This window comes from Paenibacillus mesotrionivorans, from assembly GCF_046098205.1.
GTDB classification, from domain to species: domain Bacteria; phylum Bacillota; class Bacilli; order Paenibacillales; family NBRC-103111; genus Paenibacillus_AR; species Paenibacillus_AR mesotrionivorans.
Window position 1 is genome coordinate 1 of record NZ_JBJURJ010000005.1, and the last position, 18885, is coordinate 18885.

Genomic DNA, 18885 nt, shown 5'->3' on the forward strand with positions numbered 1-18885 from the left:
CGAGAGGACGACAAGTAGTGGACAGGCCGCCAAAGGAAGCACAGGTACTCAAAAAAATCATCGTGAAGTAACAACCAGATAGCCAAAAAAAAGGAAAATGCCGCCATGTTTAGTTGCCTATTCTCTTTTTTGATGAAGAGCAGAGAAGGACATGTAAATATTTTCAACAAAAGCATGTTTATCCCTATCTCTAGGCATCCACCTAGCCATGTTAAGTTTAGTGCATCGCCAGTGCAAATAGCGTCGCTCACCGCCGTTAAAGTTACGGCGGCGGCACTGGCTGCTGCATCTTGGCCTAGCGCGGACATTTCCCTTCTGTTATGCTGCCGCGCAGGCTCCTTCATCAGAACCCCATACTCCTTTTACCGCGCCTGTTCTACCACCTATGACCAAATCAACGCCGTTACATTCCGCTCACCCTTCATCCTTCCCCGACTAACTTCTATATTAGCTTCTACCACTAACAGCTTCTTCCACTAAGCAATGTTCCCTTGCCACTGACCGCCCGCACCTTCCACCCTACCGCCTATACTTCAGCGCAGTCGGCCAGAAGATGAACCGCGTGCGGTCCAGCTCTCCTCCCAAACGCCGGAAATCCTCCACTAGCCCGGATTCCGCTGCAGGCCGGCCGTTCCAGCGCTCCAACGTAATTTTGCTGAGATGATGTCTGGCGATTAACGTGCTGAACACCTCCGCCAGAATTGCGGCGAGACGTTCGTTCTGCCCTTGCACGGCAGCCGGATGCCCGGGGAATACGGCTACATGTTTGCCGAAATTCTCCATCCACAGGCATAGGGCATTACCCTCGTACACCAAAAAATTGCCCGGCTTACGGGCAAACTGGACTCCCGGCAGCTCCGGCCATTCCACCCAGGCGCCGAAAGGATTGGCAGGGTCCGCCGCGGAAATCAGCACGGGTTTCCCCGTGTCTCCGGGCAAAGCCGCCTCCAGCTGCTCCACCGTCTCCCGTGTGGTAAATTGCATCGCCGGAATGTCCTTGACGAAGAAACCCCTGACAGCCATCCCCCAATCCTCCAGCTTGCGCAGCACACCCGACAGCTGTTCCCAGCCGTAAGGCGCTGCCGTTGCCGCCACCCCCCGGGTCAACAGACCGAAATTCTCCATCCAGCGTTTGCTGTAGGATAAGGCGCAGGCCTCCGCATTCTCCTCTTCCCCAGGCAGCAGCGCGTACCACCGGCCAAAGCCGGACTGGAACTCTCCGCGTTTGCCGCGGGCGCCCGACGGAGACCCGGCGGCCAGCCGGAGAGGCGCAAACTGGTCGTTGGCCGCCCGGCCCTCCCATACCAGCTCCATCAGCTTGGGGAGCAGACCGGAAGGAGGCTCCCCCGTTTCCCGGGAGAGCGCCGTCAGGAAGCTGGCTCCCTTGGAAGCCAGCAAAGCGAGAAGCTCAGGCTGCGACGAAGCAGGTCCGCCTAAAGCTCTGCGGATAAAGGGCTCCGCCTCTCCCCGTTCGGCAGCCAGAAAAAAGGCGATCCGCCCTTCCTTCTCGTCCTCCTCCTTGCGTCCCATCCAGAACAGCTCCCCCGCTGCGCACAGCTGGTCCAGCCACTCCTTGCGGTATTCCTTCAGGCGGGCGGGAAACACCATCTTCTCCCAATAGGCTACCGGAAGATAAATCCCCTGGAGCTGCCCGACAATCCGCAGCAAACCCTCCGGGCCTTCCAAACGGCGCTCCGGAAGCAGATACTGGGTTTGCAGCAGATGAAGTGCATACCGGGAGGCCTCAATGGCTCCATGCTTTACCCGGAAATCCGAGATGGAGGTGCGCACCAACCGTTCGGCAATTTTGGATGCCGTGTACAATCCGGTTTCCTGCGGCCCGGCAAAAGGGGCCGTAGTAGCCGTTCCGTCCGCCAGCCACCCCGCCGTCCACGCCTCAGCCAGCCCTTCTTCCACCCCGAAGCGGGCCGTCAGCTCCTCCGAGCGGAAGGAAAGCACACGCTCCACATACCGCCTGGCAATAAAAGAAGCCTCCGGCGTATGGGGAAAACCCGCATACCACGCTTCCTCATCGCGGCTGACAAACCGTTCCTCTCCTGCCACGCGAATGCTCCTCACGCTACCAGCCTCAAGCAGCTGAGGCAGCAGCTCATCCGCTGACGATAGAGGACCGCCACTCCCATCGCCAACACCGGCTCGTCCGTTGACCCCATTTTCGGCAATACCCTCCTGCCCTCCGGCAACTTCAGCGCCAGCTTCCGGCCCTGAAGCTCCTTCTCCGGCTGCAGACCGCCATAACCGGTCCAGTTCCTCCCGGGACAGGTCGCCGTATTCCTTTAGAAGGCGGAGCAGGATGCGTTTTTCACCGTCCGCATCCCCGCCCGCAGCAGCAAGCCAAGCAGGATGCGCCAGCCTGCGTTTTTCCTCCTCCAGCACCTGTCGGCTAATCAGCGTGCGCAGGCCCTCCTGGCCGAACCATTCCGCAGCCAGCTCCCGGTTGATGCCCAGAAGCCGCATATGGACATCACGTCCCAGCGCATCTGACTCATACAGGGACGTCATCGCAAAATCATTCATAAACCGCATGGCAAAGGGCGACGGCGCAATGGAATCCACCGTCTGCAGCTGAACGGCACCTGTCCGCAAATCCTCCAGCAGCCGGTGCAGTCCCGGCACATCCAGCTCCTCCTCCAGGCATACCGCATACGCCTCCCTCAGATAAGGATACTTATCCGCAAAAGGAAGGGCCTGCTTCAAAAGCTCCTCACTCCGGAAGCGCATGGTCCAGGAGGATTGGCGCTCATAGCCTCTGGCCAGCAGCAGCGAGGTTTCCGCCACCCGGCGAAAGGCTCTGCCGAACATGGGCGTACCCGGCAGCGCCTCCCACAGCAGCTCCTCCAGTTGGGAGGTAGACAGCCGTCCCGGCTCCAGCAGCCAATCCGGATTCCAGCCGGAGAAAACAAACTCCATACCGTCATCCTTGGCGATGGAATACACCTGGGTCGGACTTAGCGCGTCAAAACGCATCCGCAGTGCCATCTCCCAGGTTCGGTGGATACGGCGGCCCAACAGGCTGTGCACCACCAGATGATGCCGCTCCCCGTCATCCTTGTAATGCTCCGCCACAATCAGCGTATCCGTCGGCACCAGACCATGTTTGTCCTGGCTGCGGATATAACCCACCAGCTCGGAGGCCGCATCCTCATCCAGCCTGTATTCCTCCATCAGCCCCTGCATCAGCAGGCGCTCCTTCTCCTCATCTCCACTGTGCCGGGAAGCGTCCCGGATAAAGGCCAGCATACCGCCGATGCTTGTGCCGATCAGCGGGCTGCGGCCTCCCGCCTCCGCTTTCCAGAAAGGAATTTCACTGTAGCTGTGGTCGCTCTCCGTCACATAAACCCGGTCATGGCGGATGGAGCGGATTGTCCATGAACTGGCTCCCAGCTGGAAGGCATCCCCCGGCCTGCTTTCATATACATACTCCTCGTCCAGCTCCCCCAGATGCATCCGTGTCTCTGCATGATGCACCGGAAAAGCGGAGGTTTGGGGAATGGTTCCGCTCCCCATGGAGGCGGCAATGGCCGAGCCCGGAAGCCGGAACAGCTTGTCCGTGTCCCGGTTCCAGCCGATCAGCGGCCGGGAGAACGGATACCTGCCGGATAACACATCCAGCATGGCTTCATAACGCTCCCAAGGATAGTCCCGGTAACAGTCACTGCCGGCCGCCACACGGAACCATGATTCAGGGCTCCATTCCTCACCGGTCCCTGCGGCCGCCACGGCGGCAACCGTGTGCTGCGACAGCACATCCAGCTTATGGCGGGGAATGCGGATATCTTCAATGTCACGTTGGGCCACCGCCTTGGCCAGCACTGCCGCCTCCGGCAAATCCCCCCGGGTGCGGACAATCACAACCCCACGGCTTTCCCCGCCGACGGCATGGCCAGCCCGTCCAAAACGCTGGATGCCTGCAGCCGCCTCCTTGGGCGAGTCAATCTGGAGCACCACATCGATTTCTCCCACGTCAATTCCCAGCTCCAAGGTAGAGGTAGCCACCAGACAGCGCAGCTCCCCCGCCTTGAGCATGGATTCGACCTCCAGGCGCCGCTCCCGGGACACGCTGCCGTGATGGGACCGGGCCATTTCGTACCCTACATGTTCGTTCAGACGCAGGGTGAGCCGCTCGCAAAGCCGCCTGTTGTTTACAAAAATAAGCACCGACCGGGCGCCCTCCATACACTGCAGAATCCGCTGCACCAACGGCCCCCAGACCGCCTCCTTGTCCATGGCCCGGACACCTCTGGCCGGCATGGTCACGGATACGGTAAGTCTGCGCTCCATGGGGCTTTCCACAATATGGACAGGTCTTGGCATCATCTCTCCAGCACCACTGTCCGAGTGCTCCGGTTCCTCCCAGCCGCCCAGGTACCGGGCAACGCGCTCCAGCGGCTTCTGGGTGGCGGATACACCGATGCGCTGGGGATTCTCCCCGCAGAGAAAAGCCAGCCGTTCCAGCGACAAGGAAAGATGCACTCCTCTTTTGTCCGAGGCCAAATCATGAATTTCATCCACAATCACCTGCCTGACGGTGCGCAGAATCTCCCTGGCCTTCACCGCAGTCAGCATCAAATAGAGGGATTCCGGGGTGGTGATGAGGAGATCCGGAGGATGGCGGAGCATGGAAGCCCGAGTGCTTTGGGAGGTGTCCCCCGTCCGCACCCCAACCGTAAAGCCGGGCCACTCCGTCTGCCCCTCCTTGGCAACTGCCGACAGCTCCGCCGCAAACCGGAATATATGATGGTGGATATCGTTGTTCAGCGCCTTCAGCGGAGTCACATAAAGGAGCTTCACTCCCCTTCTGGCTGAGCCGGCCTCCTGTTCCCCCGCTTCCCGGACAATCCGGTCCAGGCAGGGCAGGAGTGCGGCCAAGGTTTTACCGGAGCCGGTAGGTGCGGCGATGAGGGTGCTATACCCTCCGGCAATGGCCTCCCAAGCCTCCTCCTGCACAGGGGTAGGCGAGCCGAAGGATTGTTTGAACCAAGCTTCAATAACCGGATGAAAGGAAACGGACATTTCCGCCAAAACTCCTCTCTTTTATATGAAAATGGTAAGCTACAGAGCATTCCGTCACTTTTGGGAATAAACTACGAACGTATTTTCTGTATCATACCATGAACAAGCCCAGTTCTCCATATTCTTCCTAAACGCCCTTCCTCCTATTTAAATCCGGAAAAGACGAACGTTTTGTCATATTTTCAGAATAATCTTCGAATTTTCACTTATTTGTCTCATTCCACTTCATCATTTCGACACTTCCTATGTTACAATACTTAACATCAAAAACAGAACATTATACATAGTCGATGACTGGGGGAAGAAGTATGTTTGGCTGGCTCGGATTTCGGAAAGGCCTTCCGCTGTGGTGGTCATGCAGGCTTAACAAGCATTTAAAGGAGGATATCGAGGAGATTTTCGAAGGGATTGCCCATACCCGCAAGGACCTTCTGACGGAATGGGCGACGGACTGCTGGACCCATCTGGAGCGGTATTGTGCGGAAGCGGCTTCCTCTGTGCAGGGAGGCGCGTTGTGGCAAGCCGAGTCTGCCCCTGTATGGGAGCGATTGTCACAGGCGGTACGTCAGCGGGCTGCGGATTTTTCGGAGCTGTTCGTACTGGACAGCAAGCTGGATGTTATCTATTCTACCTATGCCCCGCACATGGGGCAAAATGCCTCCGACGCTCCCTTCCGCGAGGGTGTTCTCTATTCCTCCAAGCAGAAGGACGGCCGATGCCTGTACGGCCCGTATGCCGATCCGTTGACCGTCAAGATCGGACCCAGCACCTCCTCTTTTCACGATAAAATGACCCTGCTGTTCATCTACCCCATCATGAGCGGCGGAACCTGGATGGGGGCGTTGTGCGGCCGGGTGCCCAACGATGTCCTGGGCGATCTGATCCAGCGGGAATCGGGCCATGTTTATCCGGATTCGGGTGACAATTACCTGTTTATGGCCTCCCCTGTCCTGCGTAAGGAGATTGCGCCGGGAACCGCGTTGTCCCGCAGCCGCTTCGAGGACCGGACCTTCACCCACGGGGAAAATCTGAAGGATGGCGTGTCCACGGACTGGGGAACGGTGCGGGTTTCAGAGCATACGGAGCTGGAGCTGATGTTCACCGACCCGGCCACCGGGCAGCTGCACCCGGGAGTGGCAGGGACCATTGCCAAGGGCAGCAACCTGTTTGTGGAGTTTCCCGGGTATTCGGATTACCGGCATATTTCTGTTATCGGCAAGGGTGTGACCTTCCGGCTTCCCCATTGTCCGGATTTGTGGGGCATGATGTGCGAGGGGGATCTGGAGGAGGTGTACCGGCTGCGGAGCATCGATTTCAAAATCCGCCGCGTCCAGTTTCCCGTAGTGCTGCTGTTTGCTCTGGCGGGAGCGTCCCTGTGCGGCGTGGCCGTGGCTAGGGATGTGCCCGTGCTGTATGCGGCGTTGGCCATGGGTATGCTGCAGCTGATTGGCGGCTGGGCGGTCGCCCAGACCTCCCGGCATAGAGGGACGCTGCCTATCGCGGACAGTCTGCGGCGGATCAACCGCTTCATCCGGATCAATGCGGAGGGCAAGGGGGATTTGACCCAGCGGCTGGACACCAACCATTTCGCAGGCGACGAAACCCGGGAGCTGGCCAAGTGGATCAACAACATGAACGACTCTCTGGAGGTTGTGATGCTCAAGGTGAAGCATGCCTCCGAGGATGTGCGCGCCAACCAGCGGGAGCTGGGCCAGTCCACGGACGCCACGCTGACGGCGACAGAGCGGATGGGTGAGGAAATCCATTCCATGATCCGCAGTATCCGCAGCCAGTTGAAGGATATTGACATTGCCAAGGATGTGGCCTATGAGATGAAGGCGACCCTGGCGGAGCTGGAGGCCAAGGCCTCCGAGCAGATTGCAGTGGCCCAGGGCGAGGTGGAGCGGATCGGCGGCAAAATGTCGCAGATCTCCGACACGGTGGCGGAGACCAACAAAACGATTCTGACCTTCATGGATACGGCCAGGCAGATCGGCGAGGTGCTGGAGGTAATCGGGCAGATTTCCTCCCAAACCAACCTGTTGGCCTTGAACGCTTCTATTGAAGCCGCCCGGGTTGGCGAACACGGCAAGGGCTTTTCGGTGGTGGCCAGCGAAATCCGCAAGCTGGCGGACATGACCCACTCCTCCACCGGCCAGATTCAGGAGACGGTGGAGCTGATCTACCGCAACGCGCAGTTGGCGGTGGCCTCCATGGAGGAGGGCAGCCGGGTGGTGGAGGAAGGCAACCTGCTGGTTGCCGCGGCGACTGAGCTGTTGTACAGTGCCAATGCCGGCGACAGCCAGAAGAGCCGGGCCGTGGACGAGGTGGTGGAGCTGATGGAAAAGATCGCCGCCATCAGCATCGAAAACCGCCGCATCTCCAGCCAGGTGGAAAACAAGGTGCAGGGCCTGTTGGCCGACATGGGTAATGTGCGCTACAGCTCCAATCAGGTGGATGCCATCACCATGTTCCTGCAGCAGCTGGTCGGCCAATTCCGCCTGCGGGAGGCCGGTCAGCGGAAGGGCTGATTGCGCAGCAGTATTGCGGGCACAGCTGAGTGGACGCCACATGCCGCCCAACAGGCGGATATAGGATGCAACGGTATGCAGCGGTAATAAACGGAATAGCGGAAGCCGAGCTTCCGCTATTTCCTGTGGACGAGGGCGGATGGGGCCGTTAGCGGAAGGGGAACTTCCGTTATCACCGGCCATTCCTGGACCAAACCCAGCAAAACCGCCCAATAGAGGAAGACGGGCTTCCGCTAGTGCTTCAATCTGAGCATTTCGCAGCAAATAGCGGAAGAAGGGCTTCCGCTAGTGCTTCAATCTGAGCATTTCGCAGCAAATAGCGGAAGAAGGGCTTCCGCTAGTGCTTCAATCTGAGCATTTCGCAGCAAATAGCGGAAGAAGGGCTTCCGCTAGTGCTTCAATCTGAGCATTTCGCAGCAAATAGCGGAAGCTACCTTCCGCTATCTGCCCTATTGGGGTGCCGCTGCTCCAATAGCGGAAGGCCTTTTCCGCTATTGGCCCTTGAAGCAAGCTCCCGGCAGCGAATCCCATCAATTAGCGAAAATCCTTTCCGTTATAGCCGCTTCCACGCCCTCACAGCACGGCATAACGGAAAAACGTTTCCGCTACCCTGAAATAACATGGTCCGAGCCACAGGCTGGATGTGTTATGAAAGCCTCGAAATCGGCAAAACCGATTTGAGGGCCTTCTCCGACATTCATCTCTCTTCGGTGCATCGGGTACCGCAGCTTGGGTGGCTATTCCAGCTAAAGCGGCAGCTGCGGAGGCTGAGTGTGACGAGGCCTGCTCCCCCAAAGCGCAAAAAAACCGCTCTGCGAGCGGCTATTTTGCGATGTTATCCTCAGCGGAATCTTGCAAGGGGTGTCGCTCATGGCGTTCTCAATGTTTGCCGCCACTATTGGGCGCGGTGGGCACTTCACCATGTCTTCATCTGACCCGCCGTCAACGCCGCCTTACACAACCCCAACGTCGTGCTGGCCAACGATGAGCTTCACCGGCTCCAGGTATACCCGGGTTTTGTTGAAGTCGCCCAACAGGTCGATCTCCATATCGGTGATCTTGGAGCGCATGGTTTTGCCCTCACGGCGGTCATACACTACTTCGAACTGGCGCAGGCCCAACTGGTGAGTGATAACGGTAGCGCCCAGCACCGGCTGCGGCGTATCCACCTCTGCATGCTCGAATAAAACCTCGGTCAAAATCTCATCATTCATATCCACAATGCGGACCTGCTGGCACAGCGTATATTTCATCTCAAATCCCCCGATTCCTGATAAATTCAGCCCTTATCCTTCCAAAGGCGCGTGTCGTTATATCCCGAATCATACCACAATTTGGAGAAAATATCCTTTTATTTTTGGGTAGCAGAAAAATTTGCCAGCGTTTCCACCCCCATGCTACCATTGAGAAAACAAACATGGAGGTGATCGAGTTGGAGCATCCCACTAACAGCCCGGTCCAGCAAGATCCGGCATCCGACCACAGGAGCACCACAGACACGGCTACCCCCGGGTATAACGGCTTCTCCCCGGTTGATCCGTATGATGCCACTCCGCCCCGCCGGAAGCAGTCCGGGTTGGGTATCGCGTCCTTTACGATTTTTGCCAGTATGGCCCTAATATTCGTCATTATGCTGGGAAGCGTAGCGGTAAAAATCACCGGACTCATCGATGCGGAAACCGGCGTTGCCGATTATGAAGAGCTGGAACGCAGAATGGCGGAGATGCCGGAGCTGGCCTTCATGAGCATAGCACTTCTGGGCACCCTGTTCGGCAATCTCATCGGGCTGATCCTGGGTATCATCGGTCTTGTCCAGAAGGAGCGCAAAAAGGTATTCGCCGTGCTGGGCACCGTCTTAAACGGCATTGTTATCATCGGCTTGGCCTTAATGGTGCTGGTTACAGTAGCGGCCATTTCTGCACTCTGATCAGAAGCTCAGCGACACACGGTAGAGGCTCTGATCCCATGCGACCTTGCCGCCCCAGCTCTCCACCACATACCGGACCGGCACATACAAGCGGCCGTCCACAATGACGGGAGGCGTATCCAGCGCTTCCTTTTTGCCGTCCACCAGAACCTCGGGCCGGTCGGGAGTGAAGGTCAGGGTTTTGCCGTCCTTCACCACAGACAAATTGCCCGCCTGCTCATTCCACTTGAACTCGGCGCCCAAAGCCTGCAGCAGCGGCCGTATAGGCACCAGGGTCGTATCCTGGCGGATAAAGCCCTGGAACTCAGGCCGGAACTGTCCGTTTACCTCCAGTTGTGTGCGGGGCTCCGCCAGTCTGCGGACCACCAGCACATTGCTCAGATCGCGTCCGGGTTTCGTCAGCACGGTTCCTTCAGCATACAGCGCAGAACTGGCGCCGCCGTCCAGATTCATCGCTTCCCGGAGCCCCAGGGCAACCGCCGCCTCCGCTTCCTGTTGCACGGTTACCCCGTCCATGGTTCCCATCACCAGCCTGCCCTCTGCGTCCACGCCAACAAAGCTTCTGCGGTTTGCCTGGGAAGTAAGCTTCGGATCATCAAAACCATCCCGCGCAAAATCCACATCCACCGCCCCGGCGGTTACCAGCTTCGGTCCTGCTCCGATGGCGGCCAGCCACTGGCCTGCATCAACGGACTCCCCGCTCACCGCATCCTTGGCTACTGTCTCCAGATCCACAGTATCTCCCACCTGAACCCGCGGGAGCAGGTTTCTGCGGTTGTTTTCGCTGTTCCCCGCCAGGAATACATACCCGTCTCCGGGTACAGACACCGACGCTTCAGTGATTTGGGTCACCACATTTTCGCGGATCACAATTTTGGTGCTGTTGGGATAGTCGATTACTCTGCCCATAGCAGGCGTGTACCAGACCACCTGATCGGTTTGACTGTCCCCGTAATATTTATTGACGCCCCACGGAAAATAGGTAGAGGTCTGTTTGCCTTGGACAAAGGTAACCCGGATGCCCAGCTCCACATGGCGGATAACAGGAAGCTTGTCCGCCATCCAAATCAGGGACTGGTTGGTTCCGGAATGCACCGTCTCCCCTGAAGCAACCAGAAGCCCGTTGGGATAACGGACGTCCGCCGCTTTTTCGTAGGCGTTGAAGAAGGTTCCGTTAACGGCTGCAGCCGCATGAGTCCGCTCCACAATGGCGGTGAAGGACTCATCATATCCAATGGCGCTGCGGGCTGTAACCGGCTCCAGGGCCAGCATCGGATCGCGCAGATCCACCCGCACCAAATTGACCGGGATCGTCCTGCCCCGGACCACAACCTGTTCCGTTCCCGCCTGAACCGAAGGGCTGGCGGCATAAGCGGCTTGTCCTGTCGCCAGTAAGCCGGCTGTACATAGTAGAATCAGCAGCTTGCGCATCATGTCGTCCTCCTCATTCCATTCTGTCTTGAATGCATTGTCCATTAATCATAACAGGTTTATGACGCATGCACTATGCGTTTTGTTCCACTGGAAAAATGAAGAAAAGCCCGCGAACATACCTCCCGCCGCGCTGAATATACTTAACCATAACAAGCTGCGAAGAAAAGGGAGGAATTCGAAGTGACGGAACCGCTATTTATCGTCTCCCGCGAGGATTGGTCCCTGCACCGCAAGGGCTATCAGGACCAGACACGCCATCAGGAGAAGGTGCGCGAGGCAATCAAACAGAATCTTCCCGATATGGTGACGGACGAAAGCATCGTCATGTCGGACGGCAAGCAGGTGGTGCGCGTCCCCATCAAAAGCATCGACGAGTACCGCTTCCGTTATAACTACAACAAGCAAAAGCATGTGGGTCAAGGAGACGGGGACTCGCAAGTCGGGGATGTGCTGGGGGTTGACCGCGAGGCCCAGAAAAAAGGGCCGGGCAAGGGTGAAGGCGCTGGAGACCAGCCCGGCGAGGATTATTACGAGGCGGAGATCAGCATGGCTGAGCTGGAGGAGCTGCTGTTCGAGGAGCTGGAGCTGCCCAACCTGGAGGAGAAGCAGCGGGAGATGCTCCAATCCAAGGATGTGGTGTTTCACGATATCCGCAAAAAAGGCATCATGTCCAACATAGACAAAAAACGTACCATTATCGAAAACATGAAGCGCAATGCCAATGCGGGCAAACCCGGGATCCACGGCATCTCTCCGGACGATCTGCGCTTCAAAACCTGGGAAGAGGTGCAGAAGCCCCACTCCAACGCGGTTGTGCTGGCTCTGATGGACACCTCCGGCTCCATGGGCTCCTTCGAGAAATATATCGCCCGCAGCTTCTTCTTCTGGATGGCCCGGTTTCTGCGCCGCAAATACGAGCATGTGGAAATCGTCTTCGTCGCCCACCATACCGAGGCCAAGGAGGTCACGGAGGAAGATTTCTTCACCCGTGGCGAAAGCGGCGGCACCATCTGCTCCTCCGCGTACCAGAAGGCAATAGACATCATCGATACCCGTTATCCCCCCGCCAACTGGAACATCTATCCCTTTCACTTCTCCGACGGCGACAATCTGACCTCCGACAACGAAAAATGCGTCAATCTCATCCAGGAGCTGATCAAACGGGCCAACATGTTCGGCTACGGAGAAGTGAACCAGTATAACCGGAGCTCTACTCTGATGTCCGCCTATAAGAATATCCAGCATAAGAAGTTTCTCTATCATGTCATCCGGGAAAAAGGCGATGTATACAAGGCGCTGAAGACCTTTTTTACCAAACCCGCACTCTGAAGCACATACCATTAAGCTTTCCCTCCCGCCCGGCGATCCTGCCGGGTTTTTGTCATGCCCTTTGGGAATTCTGTTGAAAAAAGGAAGGTAAAGTTTTACAATGGCGCTATACTTCCCGGTCCGGCACCTTGGAATCCTCCGCAGGCTATTGCGGACAAGCTGCGTATGGCAGCACTGGGCCGTGTTGCAAACACGCCCTAGCTCATTTGGAGAAGGGAGGGAAAAACCATGAAGATCAGCGCACGCAATCAGCTGCCCGGTACGGTTGTGGAAATCAGCGAGGGACAGGTCAATGCCAAGGTTGTGGTAGACATCGGCGGCGGCCATACCATCACCTCCATCATCTCTGTCGAATCCTTGAAGGAGCTGGAGCTTACAGTTGGCTCCGCCGTTACCACCGTCATCAAGTCCTCCTCCGTTATGCTGATGGCATAAGAGCCACTCATGCTGCGGTTACCGCCGCACCAACCCGCAAAAGCCCCCTTCCTGATCCAGGTCAAGGGGGTTTTGTGTTGTGCGAGATATGTGCTGTGCAGATATGTTATCAAATATAACAAATTATAATTAAATATAACACGATCATATAATGTTCACGATTTCATTATTTACATGTCATCATTAGCTATAGTAATATGTGTAATCATATATAGATAACCACGGGAGGGAAAATCATGCTGATGAATGGAAAATGGACCAAACTCACCATGGCCTGCGCCTTGGCGCTTGCCGCCTTTACCGGATTGGCGGGCTGCGGAGAAAAGGACGAGCCTGCCGGAGCCGCCGCCGCTGCAAGCCCATCGGCCGTATCTGCCGCTGCAAGCCTGTCCCCTTCACCCACCAAAACCCCGGAGCCGGTGGAGCTGATCATTTCCGCCGCAGCCAGCTTGACCGAAAGCCTGAATGAGATCAAAACCCTTTACGCCCAAAAGGCACCTCATGTGAAGCTTACCTTCAACTATGGCGCATCCGGCACCCTCCAGCAGCAAATCGAACAAGGCGCTCCCGCCGACCTTTTCCTCTCCGCCGGCAAAAAACAAATGGATGCGCTGGTATCCAAGCAGCTCATTGATTCCGCCACCGCCAAGAATCTGCTGTTGAACGATCTGGTGCTGGTTGTGTCCGCCGACAGCAAGCTATCCATCACCAAAGTGGAGGACCTGGCCAAGGATGAGGTGAAGAAGCTTGCGGTGGGTACACCCGAATCGGTTCCGGCGGGCAGCTACGCCAAGGAAACCTTGACCTATTACAAGCTGTGGGAAACCCTCCAGCCGAAGATCGTACTGACGAAGGATGTCAAGCAGGTGCTCTCCTATGTGGAGACCGGCAACACCGAAGCCGGCTTCGTCTACAAAACCGACGCCTCCTCCTCCAAGAATGCCAAAATCATTCTGACTGCCGATCCGGCCAGCCACGCAGCCATCGAATATCCCATCGGCGTAGTGAAGGCTACCAAACAGCCTGCGGCAGCCAAGGAATTCTACAACTACCTGCAAACTAAAGAAGCGCTGGACGTATTTGTCAAATACGGCTTCACGCTTCCTAAATAATGCCTATGGGAGACCTGCTCACGAAACCGGAATTTCTCAATCCGCTGCTTTTGTCACTTAAGGTTTCGCTGATCTCCAGCGTCATTGTTTTTCTGATCGGAATTGGGATTGCCTGGGTTATGACCACCAAGCGGGTCAAGGGTAAAACGCTGCTGGAAACCATTTTTCTTCTGCCTATGGTGCTGCCTCCTACCGTAATCGGCTTTATCCTGCTGGTGCTGGTCGGGAGAAAAACCTGGTTCGGCAGACTGGTGGAGCGGATATTCGACCATTCCTTCATCTTCAGCTGGTGGGCTGCGGTGGCCGCTGCCGTGGTGGTTTCCTTCCCGCTGGTGTACCAATCCCTGAAGGCAGGCTTCCAGTCCATTGAACGGGAGCTTCAGGACTCGGCCCGATCCATGGGGGCCAATGAATGGCAGGTCCTGCTGCATATTACCATGCCCTTAGCCTGGAGAGCCTTGGTAACAGGATATGTGTTGGGTTTTGCCCGGGGATTAGGCGAATTCGGCGCCACCTTGATGGTGGCAGGCAATATTCCCGGCCGCACCCAAACCATCCCCACCGGCATTTATTTTGCCGTGGATTCAGGGAACACCTCCCTCGCCTGGCTGTTGAGCGGTGCCACCATCGCCATTTCCTTCATTATGCTGTTGTTCACCGGCAAGCTGAAGGGCACCTCCTGAATCAACGGGAACCCGCATATTCATAGAGCCCGAGTCTACTGTCCCAAGCGGCAGTTGGCCCGGGCTTCTTTGTGTGGACGCATAAAACAGGACCAAACATCGAATCCTACATGAAAGAGCTATGTATATTCTGGAAGGACTGCCTATTTACTGCGATCCGCCCAAGTCTTACAGGGCTGTGCCCCACCCGGAAGGAGGAAGGCAAGCATGAACGTTCTGAACGGAAAACCGGCGAAAAAACGCAAGCATAAACATGCCCCCCGAACGGAGCCCAAAAAGCCCCCTCAACCGCTGACGGAAAGCCTTGATCAAAACCTGTCCCTCATCCATGGCGAATTGGTAGAGAATGTAGATGTCACCTTCCGCTATATGACCAATGAAGTGCGTATGGCGGTTATTCTGGTCGAAGGCATTGTGGATGCCGGCAAAATTGACAGGGACCTGCTGCAAACTCTGGTTAAGCCCGGTTTTGGCCAACGGGATAACCTGTCGGGATTAACCGGCGACGCCCTTCTGACTGCCGCAGCGGATGCGGTGCCCCTGGGTATGGTGAAGACTGTAAACACTGTCGAGGCCATTTTCTCAGGCCTGTTCGGGGGTTCGGCCATTGTCCTGATTGAGGGCTGCAGCCAGGCGCTGGCGGTTAACGTATCCGGCGGTGAGCAGCGCGCGGTGGAGGAGACCACCACCCAAACCGTCATCCGGGGTCCGAAGGAAGGCTTCAACGAAAACCTGCGCACCAATCTTTCTCTGGTACGCAGACGGATTAAATCCCCCAAGCTGGCGTCCAAGATGCTCCTGATGGGGGAGGTCACCCAAACTGAGGTGGCTATGATCTATTTGGACGGCATCGCGCGGCAGGAAATTGTAGATGAGGTATACAAACGCCTTTCGCAAATTGAAACCGATGCAATTCTGGACTCCGGCTATATCGAAGAATTTATTCAGGATTCCAGCTACAGCCCTTTTCCCACGTTAATCAATACCGAACGGCCTGATGTTGTGGTAGGCGCCTTATTGGAGGGGAAGGTAGCCGTAATGGTGGACGGCACACCCTTTGTTTTGATTGCGCCGGCGTTGTTCACCCGCTACTTCCAATCCAGCGAAGATTATTACCAGCGGGCGGATATCTCCAGCTTTCTGCGGATCATCCGGTTTGTGGCATTTTTTCTGTCGATGCTTCTCCCCGCCTTGTACATTTCCATTACCACCTTCCATCAGGAGATGCTCCCTACTCCCCTTCTGATCAGCCTGGCTGCCCAACGGGAGGGAGTGCCGTTTCCGGCTTTTATTGAAGCGATATTGATGGAGCTTACCTTCGAGGTGCTGCGGGAGGCGGGGGTACGGATGCCGCGGGCCATCGGACCCGCTATCTCCATTGTAGGCGCCTTGGTGCTGGGGCAAGCGGCGGTTCAGGCCGGATTGGTATCGGCGGCTATGGTCATCGTGGTATCCTTCACCGCCATATCCAACTTCGTCGTGCCGTACATCAGCATGTCCATCTCTGCCCGGCTGATCCGTTTCGCCATGATGATCCTGGGTGGCTCCTTCGGGCTGTTCGGGATTATGTCCGGAATGATGCTGGTCCTGATTCATTTGGAGAGTCTGCGCTCCTTCGGAGTGCCGTACATGACCCCCTTCTCTCCCCTCCGGCTGTCGGAGCTCAAGGATGTGCTGATCCGCGCTCCCCAGTGGGCCATGATTCACCGTCCCAGCACCAGCAATCCCGCCAATACCAAGCGGCAGTCCAAAGGCCAGCAGCCTTTACCCCCTCAGCAGCCGGAGGGAGGCGGGCAGGAAGGAGACGGATCATGAAGGAGCATATTTCGGTCTGGCAGTTAGGGGCTTTGATTTATGCCACCATCATTCCCACCGCCATTCTGGTTGTGCCGAGTGTGGTGATGGCCCATTCCAAGCAGGACGCCTGGATTTCCATTGCCGGAGCAACCGTTCTGGGAGTGGGGATTGCCTGGCTGACCGGCGCCCTTGCCATGCGGGTTCCCCAGTCATCTTCCTTTTTGGGCTGGATCTCCCAGAGGTTAGGCAAGTGGATTGCCATTGTAGTGGGCCTGCTGCTGACCCTGTACTACATCTCCATCTCCTCGATCATTCTGCAGGAGTTTACGAATATCCTGTCCGATCAGATTCTGTTCGAAACACCGGATTGGGTCATTATGTTCATCATCATGTGCGTTTGCAGCTATGCCGTTTATGGAGGAGTTGAGGTTATCGCCCGGGTTAACGGGGTGGTCACCACCGTCAGCATTATCACGTATTGCATAAGCCTGCTTCTGTTCATAAACCTGATTGAACCGAGCCAGCTGCTGCCGGTGATGAACACCCCTTTTCCCCATATCGCATACGGCGGCCTTCTGCCGTTGGGATGGCTGTCGGAAACAGCTCTTGTTCTGCTGCTTGGCCCGTTTTTGCAGTCCAAAAAAGGAATTGCCAAAGCAGCCATGGGCGGCACCGTAGCCGCCGGCTTTCACCTGACCATCACCGTAGCCCTGTGTCTGATTCTGTTCGGTCCGATCATGCCGCAGCAATTCCGCTACCCCACCTTCAGCATGATCGAAATCATCAAGCTGGGCACAACGCTGGAGCGTCTGGATATTTTGTTCGTATCCTTCTGGGTATGCACCATTTATATCAAAATGACGCTGTTCCTGTTCGGCGCTTTTCACTGTCTGACGGAAACCTTCCGCATCAAACCGTCCAAATCCGTGCTGCTGGGGTTGAATCTTGTGATTATGGCGACAGCCTTTGTGTCCTACCACGATGAAACCGTATTCGATAACCAGATGCAGCATATTACCCCGTACGAGCTGCTTGGGATGAATCTGGTTCTGCCGGCCCTGCTGGCTGTGGCCCTTTTCATCCGCAAAAAAGTCCCCCGGAAAAGGAGGTCTTAAAGATGGGGCGTTCCCGCCGGTTGGTGATCCTGTTGACACTTTCGTCTATTGTCCTTGGAGGATGCTGGGACCGCACGGAATTGAACGAGCTCTCCATTACCTCAGCGGCCGCCTTGGATATAGCCAAAAACGGGCAGTGGGTGCTGTCCTTCCAGGTGATCCTTCCCTCCTCCATCTCCGCGGCAGCGGGGACTTCAGGCGGACCCAGCGGCCAGGTGCCGGTTGTGGTGTATTCCACCGAAGGGGATACCATCAAGGGCGCCGTGTCCGAAAGCTATATGGAGGCGCCGCGGAAGCTGTATTTTGGCCATAACAGCATTCTGGTTATCGGGGAGGAGGCTGCCAAAAAAGGCTTCAGCCAAATGGTCGACCTGTACCTGCGCAATTCGGATTCCCGGGAGACGGTGAGCATTCTCATCGCGTCCGGAGACGGCCGGTCCATCCTGGAGCAGCTGCTTAGCTCGGAGCCGATTCCGGGCATCGGTCTGGAGCGTATCCTGGAGAAGCAGGAGCGGTACCTGTCCAAAATCCCCAATGTGCGGATGTATGACTTAATTAAGAAGATGCTGAGTCCGTCCCACAGCACTCTGGTTCCGGAGGTTATTATTTCCGGTTCCAAGGAGGTTACAGGTATTGACCAGCTGAAGCAAACCACCGTCCCCTCCAAGCTGCGTCTGGGAAGGGCCGCCATCATCAAGGAAACCAAGCTGGTGGGATGGATGAGTGATGAAGAAGCGCTTGGCGCTTCCTTCTTAAGCGACCAGGTCCGGGCCTCCACGATTCCCTTCGCCTCCGATCCGGACAAGGAAGATGCCAAAGATTCCACCTTCATGGTAACCAGCTCCAAAACCAGGATTAAAGTCCAGGAGGCAGACGGCAAATTCAATGTGAACGTCAAGATCGAGATAGAAGGATGGCTGAATGAAACCGGAAGCTCCACGAATCTCCTCAAGCCGGAAACCATCCGAAAGATGGAGGAAAGCGTCCAAAACGAGGTAGTCGGCATGTGCAAACGGGCATGGGCCGCCTCAAAAAAAGCCAATGCCGATGTGGCAGGCATCTCGGAGTGGATTCACCGGAGATATCCGAAGCAATGGAAGCAGATGGAGCAGGACCAGGAGGATGTGTTCAAAAAAGTCAATCTGCAGGTTAACGCTGAAGTGAAAATGAAAAAGGTCGGGCTCAGCAACAAGGGGTACAATAAACTTTCGAAGAAGGAACAGGAGCAATGAACGGAATTCTTGCGGCTTTCGTTATTCTGTTGGTGTCCGGGCTGGTGATGTACCTAGGCTTCAAGATGTCCGGTAAAAATAACAAAAAAGGCAAGCTGGTGTATGCTTGCCTTGTGGTATGGGCTGCTTATATGGCATTTGCCAAGCAGTTCGATCTGGACCCGCTGAATACCGTCACTCTGCGCACCGTGGTCCTGTCTCCAATCAGTAAATTTGTGGAGCAGTATATCTTCGGGATGACAAACGAATAACGGGT

14 protein-coding genes are annotated in these 18885 nt (G+C 56.4%); 10 read left to right on the forward strand and 4 right to left on the reverse strand.

Going from position 1 to position 18885, the window contains the following annotated elements; all coding sequences use genetic code 11:
- Together ACI1P1_RS08525 and ACI1P1_RS08530 are read right to left on the reverse strand one after the other, a co-directional pair.
- A partial coding sequence (locus ACI1P1_RS08525; RefSeq protein WP_416215952.1) for a hypothetical protein occupies window positions 1-344 on the reverse strand: 344 nt, incomplete at its 3' end.
- A 175-nt stretch (window positions 345-519) separates the two neighbouring features.
- The gene (locus tag ACI1P1_RS08530) at window positions 520-5034 is read right to left on the reverse strand and encodes a DEAD/DEAH box helicase (protein WP_416215953.1); all 4515 of its coding nucleotides are present in this window, start codon (window positions 5032-5034) and stop codon (window positions 520-522) included.
- A gap of 308 nt (window positions 5035-5342) precedes the next feature.
- Here ACI1P1_RS08530 and ACI1P1_RS08535 point away from each other — a divergent pair, with 308 nt between their 5' ends.
- Window positions 5343-7565 carry a methyl-accepting chemotaxis protein gene (locus ACI1P1_RS08535; RefSeq protein ID WP_416215954.1) on the forward strand — a complete coding sequence of 741 codons (2223 nt, stop codon included), beginning with the start codon at window positions 5343-5345 and terminating at the stop codon, window positions 7563-7565.
- Between the two features lie 953 nt (window positions 7566-8518).
- On the opposite strand, the gene ACI1P1_RS08540 is transcribed toward ACI1P1_RS08535, so the two are convergent.
- The gene (locus tag ACI1P1_RS08540; protein ID WP_416215955.1) at window positions 8519-8818 is read right to left on the reverse strand and encodes a hypothetical protein; all 300 of its coding nucleotides are present in this window, start codon (window positions 8816-8818) and stop codon (window positions 8519-8521) included.
- A 164-nt stretch (window positions 8819-8982) separates the two neighbouring features.
- Here ACI1P1_RS08540 and ACI1P1_RS08545 point away from each other — a divergent pair, with 164 nt between their 5' ends.
- Window positions 8983-9492 carry a hypothetical protein gene (locus ACI1P1_RS08545; RefSeq protein ID WP_416215956.1) on the forward strand — a complete coding sequence of 170 codons (510 nt, stop codon included), beginning with the start codon at window positions 8983-8985 and terminating at the stop codon, window positions 9490-9492.
- Here the strand turns inward: ACI1P1_RS08545 and ACI1P1_RS08550 are convergent, their stop codons facing one another.
- On the reverse strand, window positions 9493-10926 hold the full coding sequence (locus ACI1P1_RS08550; protein ID WP_416215957.1) for a stalk domain-containing protein: 1434 nt from the start codon (window positions 10924-10926) through the stop codon (window positions 9493-9495). It abuts the gene before it with no gap.
- A gap of 180 nt (window positions 10927-11106) precedes the next feature.
- Between ACI1P1_RS08550 and yhbH the strand changes: the two genes are divergently transcribed.
- From yhbH to ACI1P1_RS08590, 8 genes are all read left to right on the forward strand, one after another.
- Complete coding sequence (gene yhbH / locus ACI1P1_RS08555; RefSeq protein WP_416215958.1) at window positions 11107-12255, forward strand: sporulation protein YhbH; 1149 nt, start codon at window positions 11107-11109, stop codon at window positions 12253-12255.
- Between the two features lie 228 nt (window positions 12256-12483).
- Window positions 12484-12690, forward strand: a complete 207-nt coding sequence (locus ACI1P1_RS08560) for a TOBE domain-containing protein (protein WP_416215959.1) — start codon at window positions 12484-12486, stop codon at window positions 12688-12690.
- Between the two features lie 236 nt (window positions 12691-12926).
- On the forward strand, window positions 12927-13802 hold the full coding sequence (gene modA / locus ACI1P1_RS08565; protein WP_416215960.1) for a molybdate ABC transporter substrate-binding protein: 876 nt from the start codon (window positions 12927-12929) through the stop codon (window positions 13800-13802).
- Window positions 13803-13807: 5 nt separating this feature from the next.
- Window positions 13808-14485, forward strand: coding sequence for a molybdate ABC transporter permease subunit (gene modB, locus ACI1P1_RS08570; RefSeq protein WP_416216224.1), 678 nt, complete (start codon window positions 13808-13810; stop codon window positions 14483-14485).
- 207 nt (window positions 14486-14692) lie between these two features.
- Window positions 14693-16300 carry a spore germination protein gene (locus ACI1P1_RS08575; RefSeq protein ID WP_416215961.1) on the forward strand — a complete coding sequence of 536 codons (1608 nt, stop codon included), beginning with the start codon at window positions 14693-14695 and terminating at the stop codon, window positions 16298-16300.
- Window positions 16297-17397: a GerAB/ArcD/ProY family transporter gene (locus tag ACI1P1_RS08580; RefSeq protein ID WP_416215962.1), complete on the forward strand. Its 1101-nt coding sequence runs from the start codon at window positions 16297-16299 to the stop codon at window positions 17395-17397. The genes ACI1P1_RS08575 and ACI1P1_RS08580 overlap by 4 nt, the downstream gene beginning before the upstream one ends.
- A gap of 2 nt (window positions 17398-17399) precedes the next feature.
- On the forward strand, window positions 17400-18629 hold the full coding sequence (locus tag ACI1P1_RS08585; protein WP_416215963.1) for a Ger(x)C family spore germination protein: 1230 nt from the start codon (window positions 17400-17402) through the stop codon (window positions 18627-18629).
- Complete coding sequence (locus ACI1P1_RS08590; protein ID WP_416215964.1) at window positions 18626-18880, forward strand: hypothetical protein; 255 nt, start codon at window positions 18626-18628, stop codon at window positions 18878-18880. The genes ACI1P1_RS08585 and ACI1P1_RS08590 overlap by 4 nt, the downstream gene beginning before the upstream one ends.
- Window positions 18881-18885: the final 5 nt, after the last annotated feature.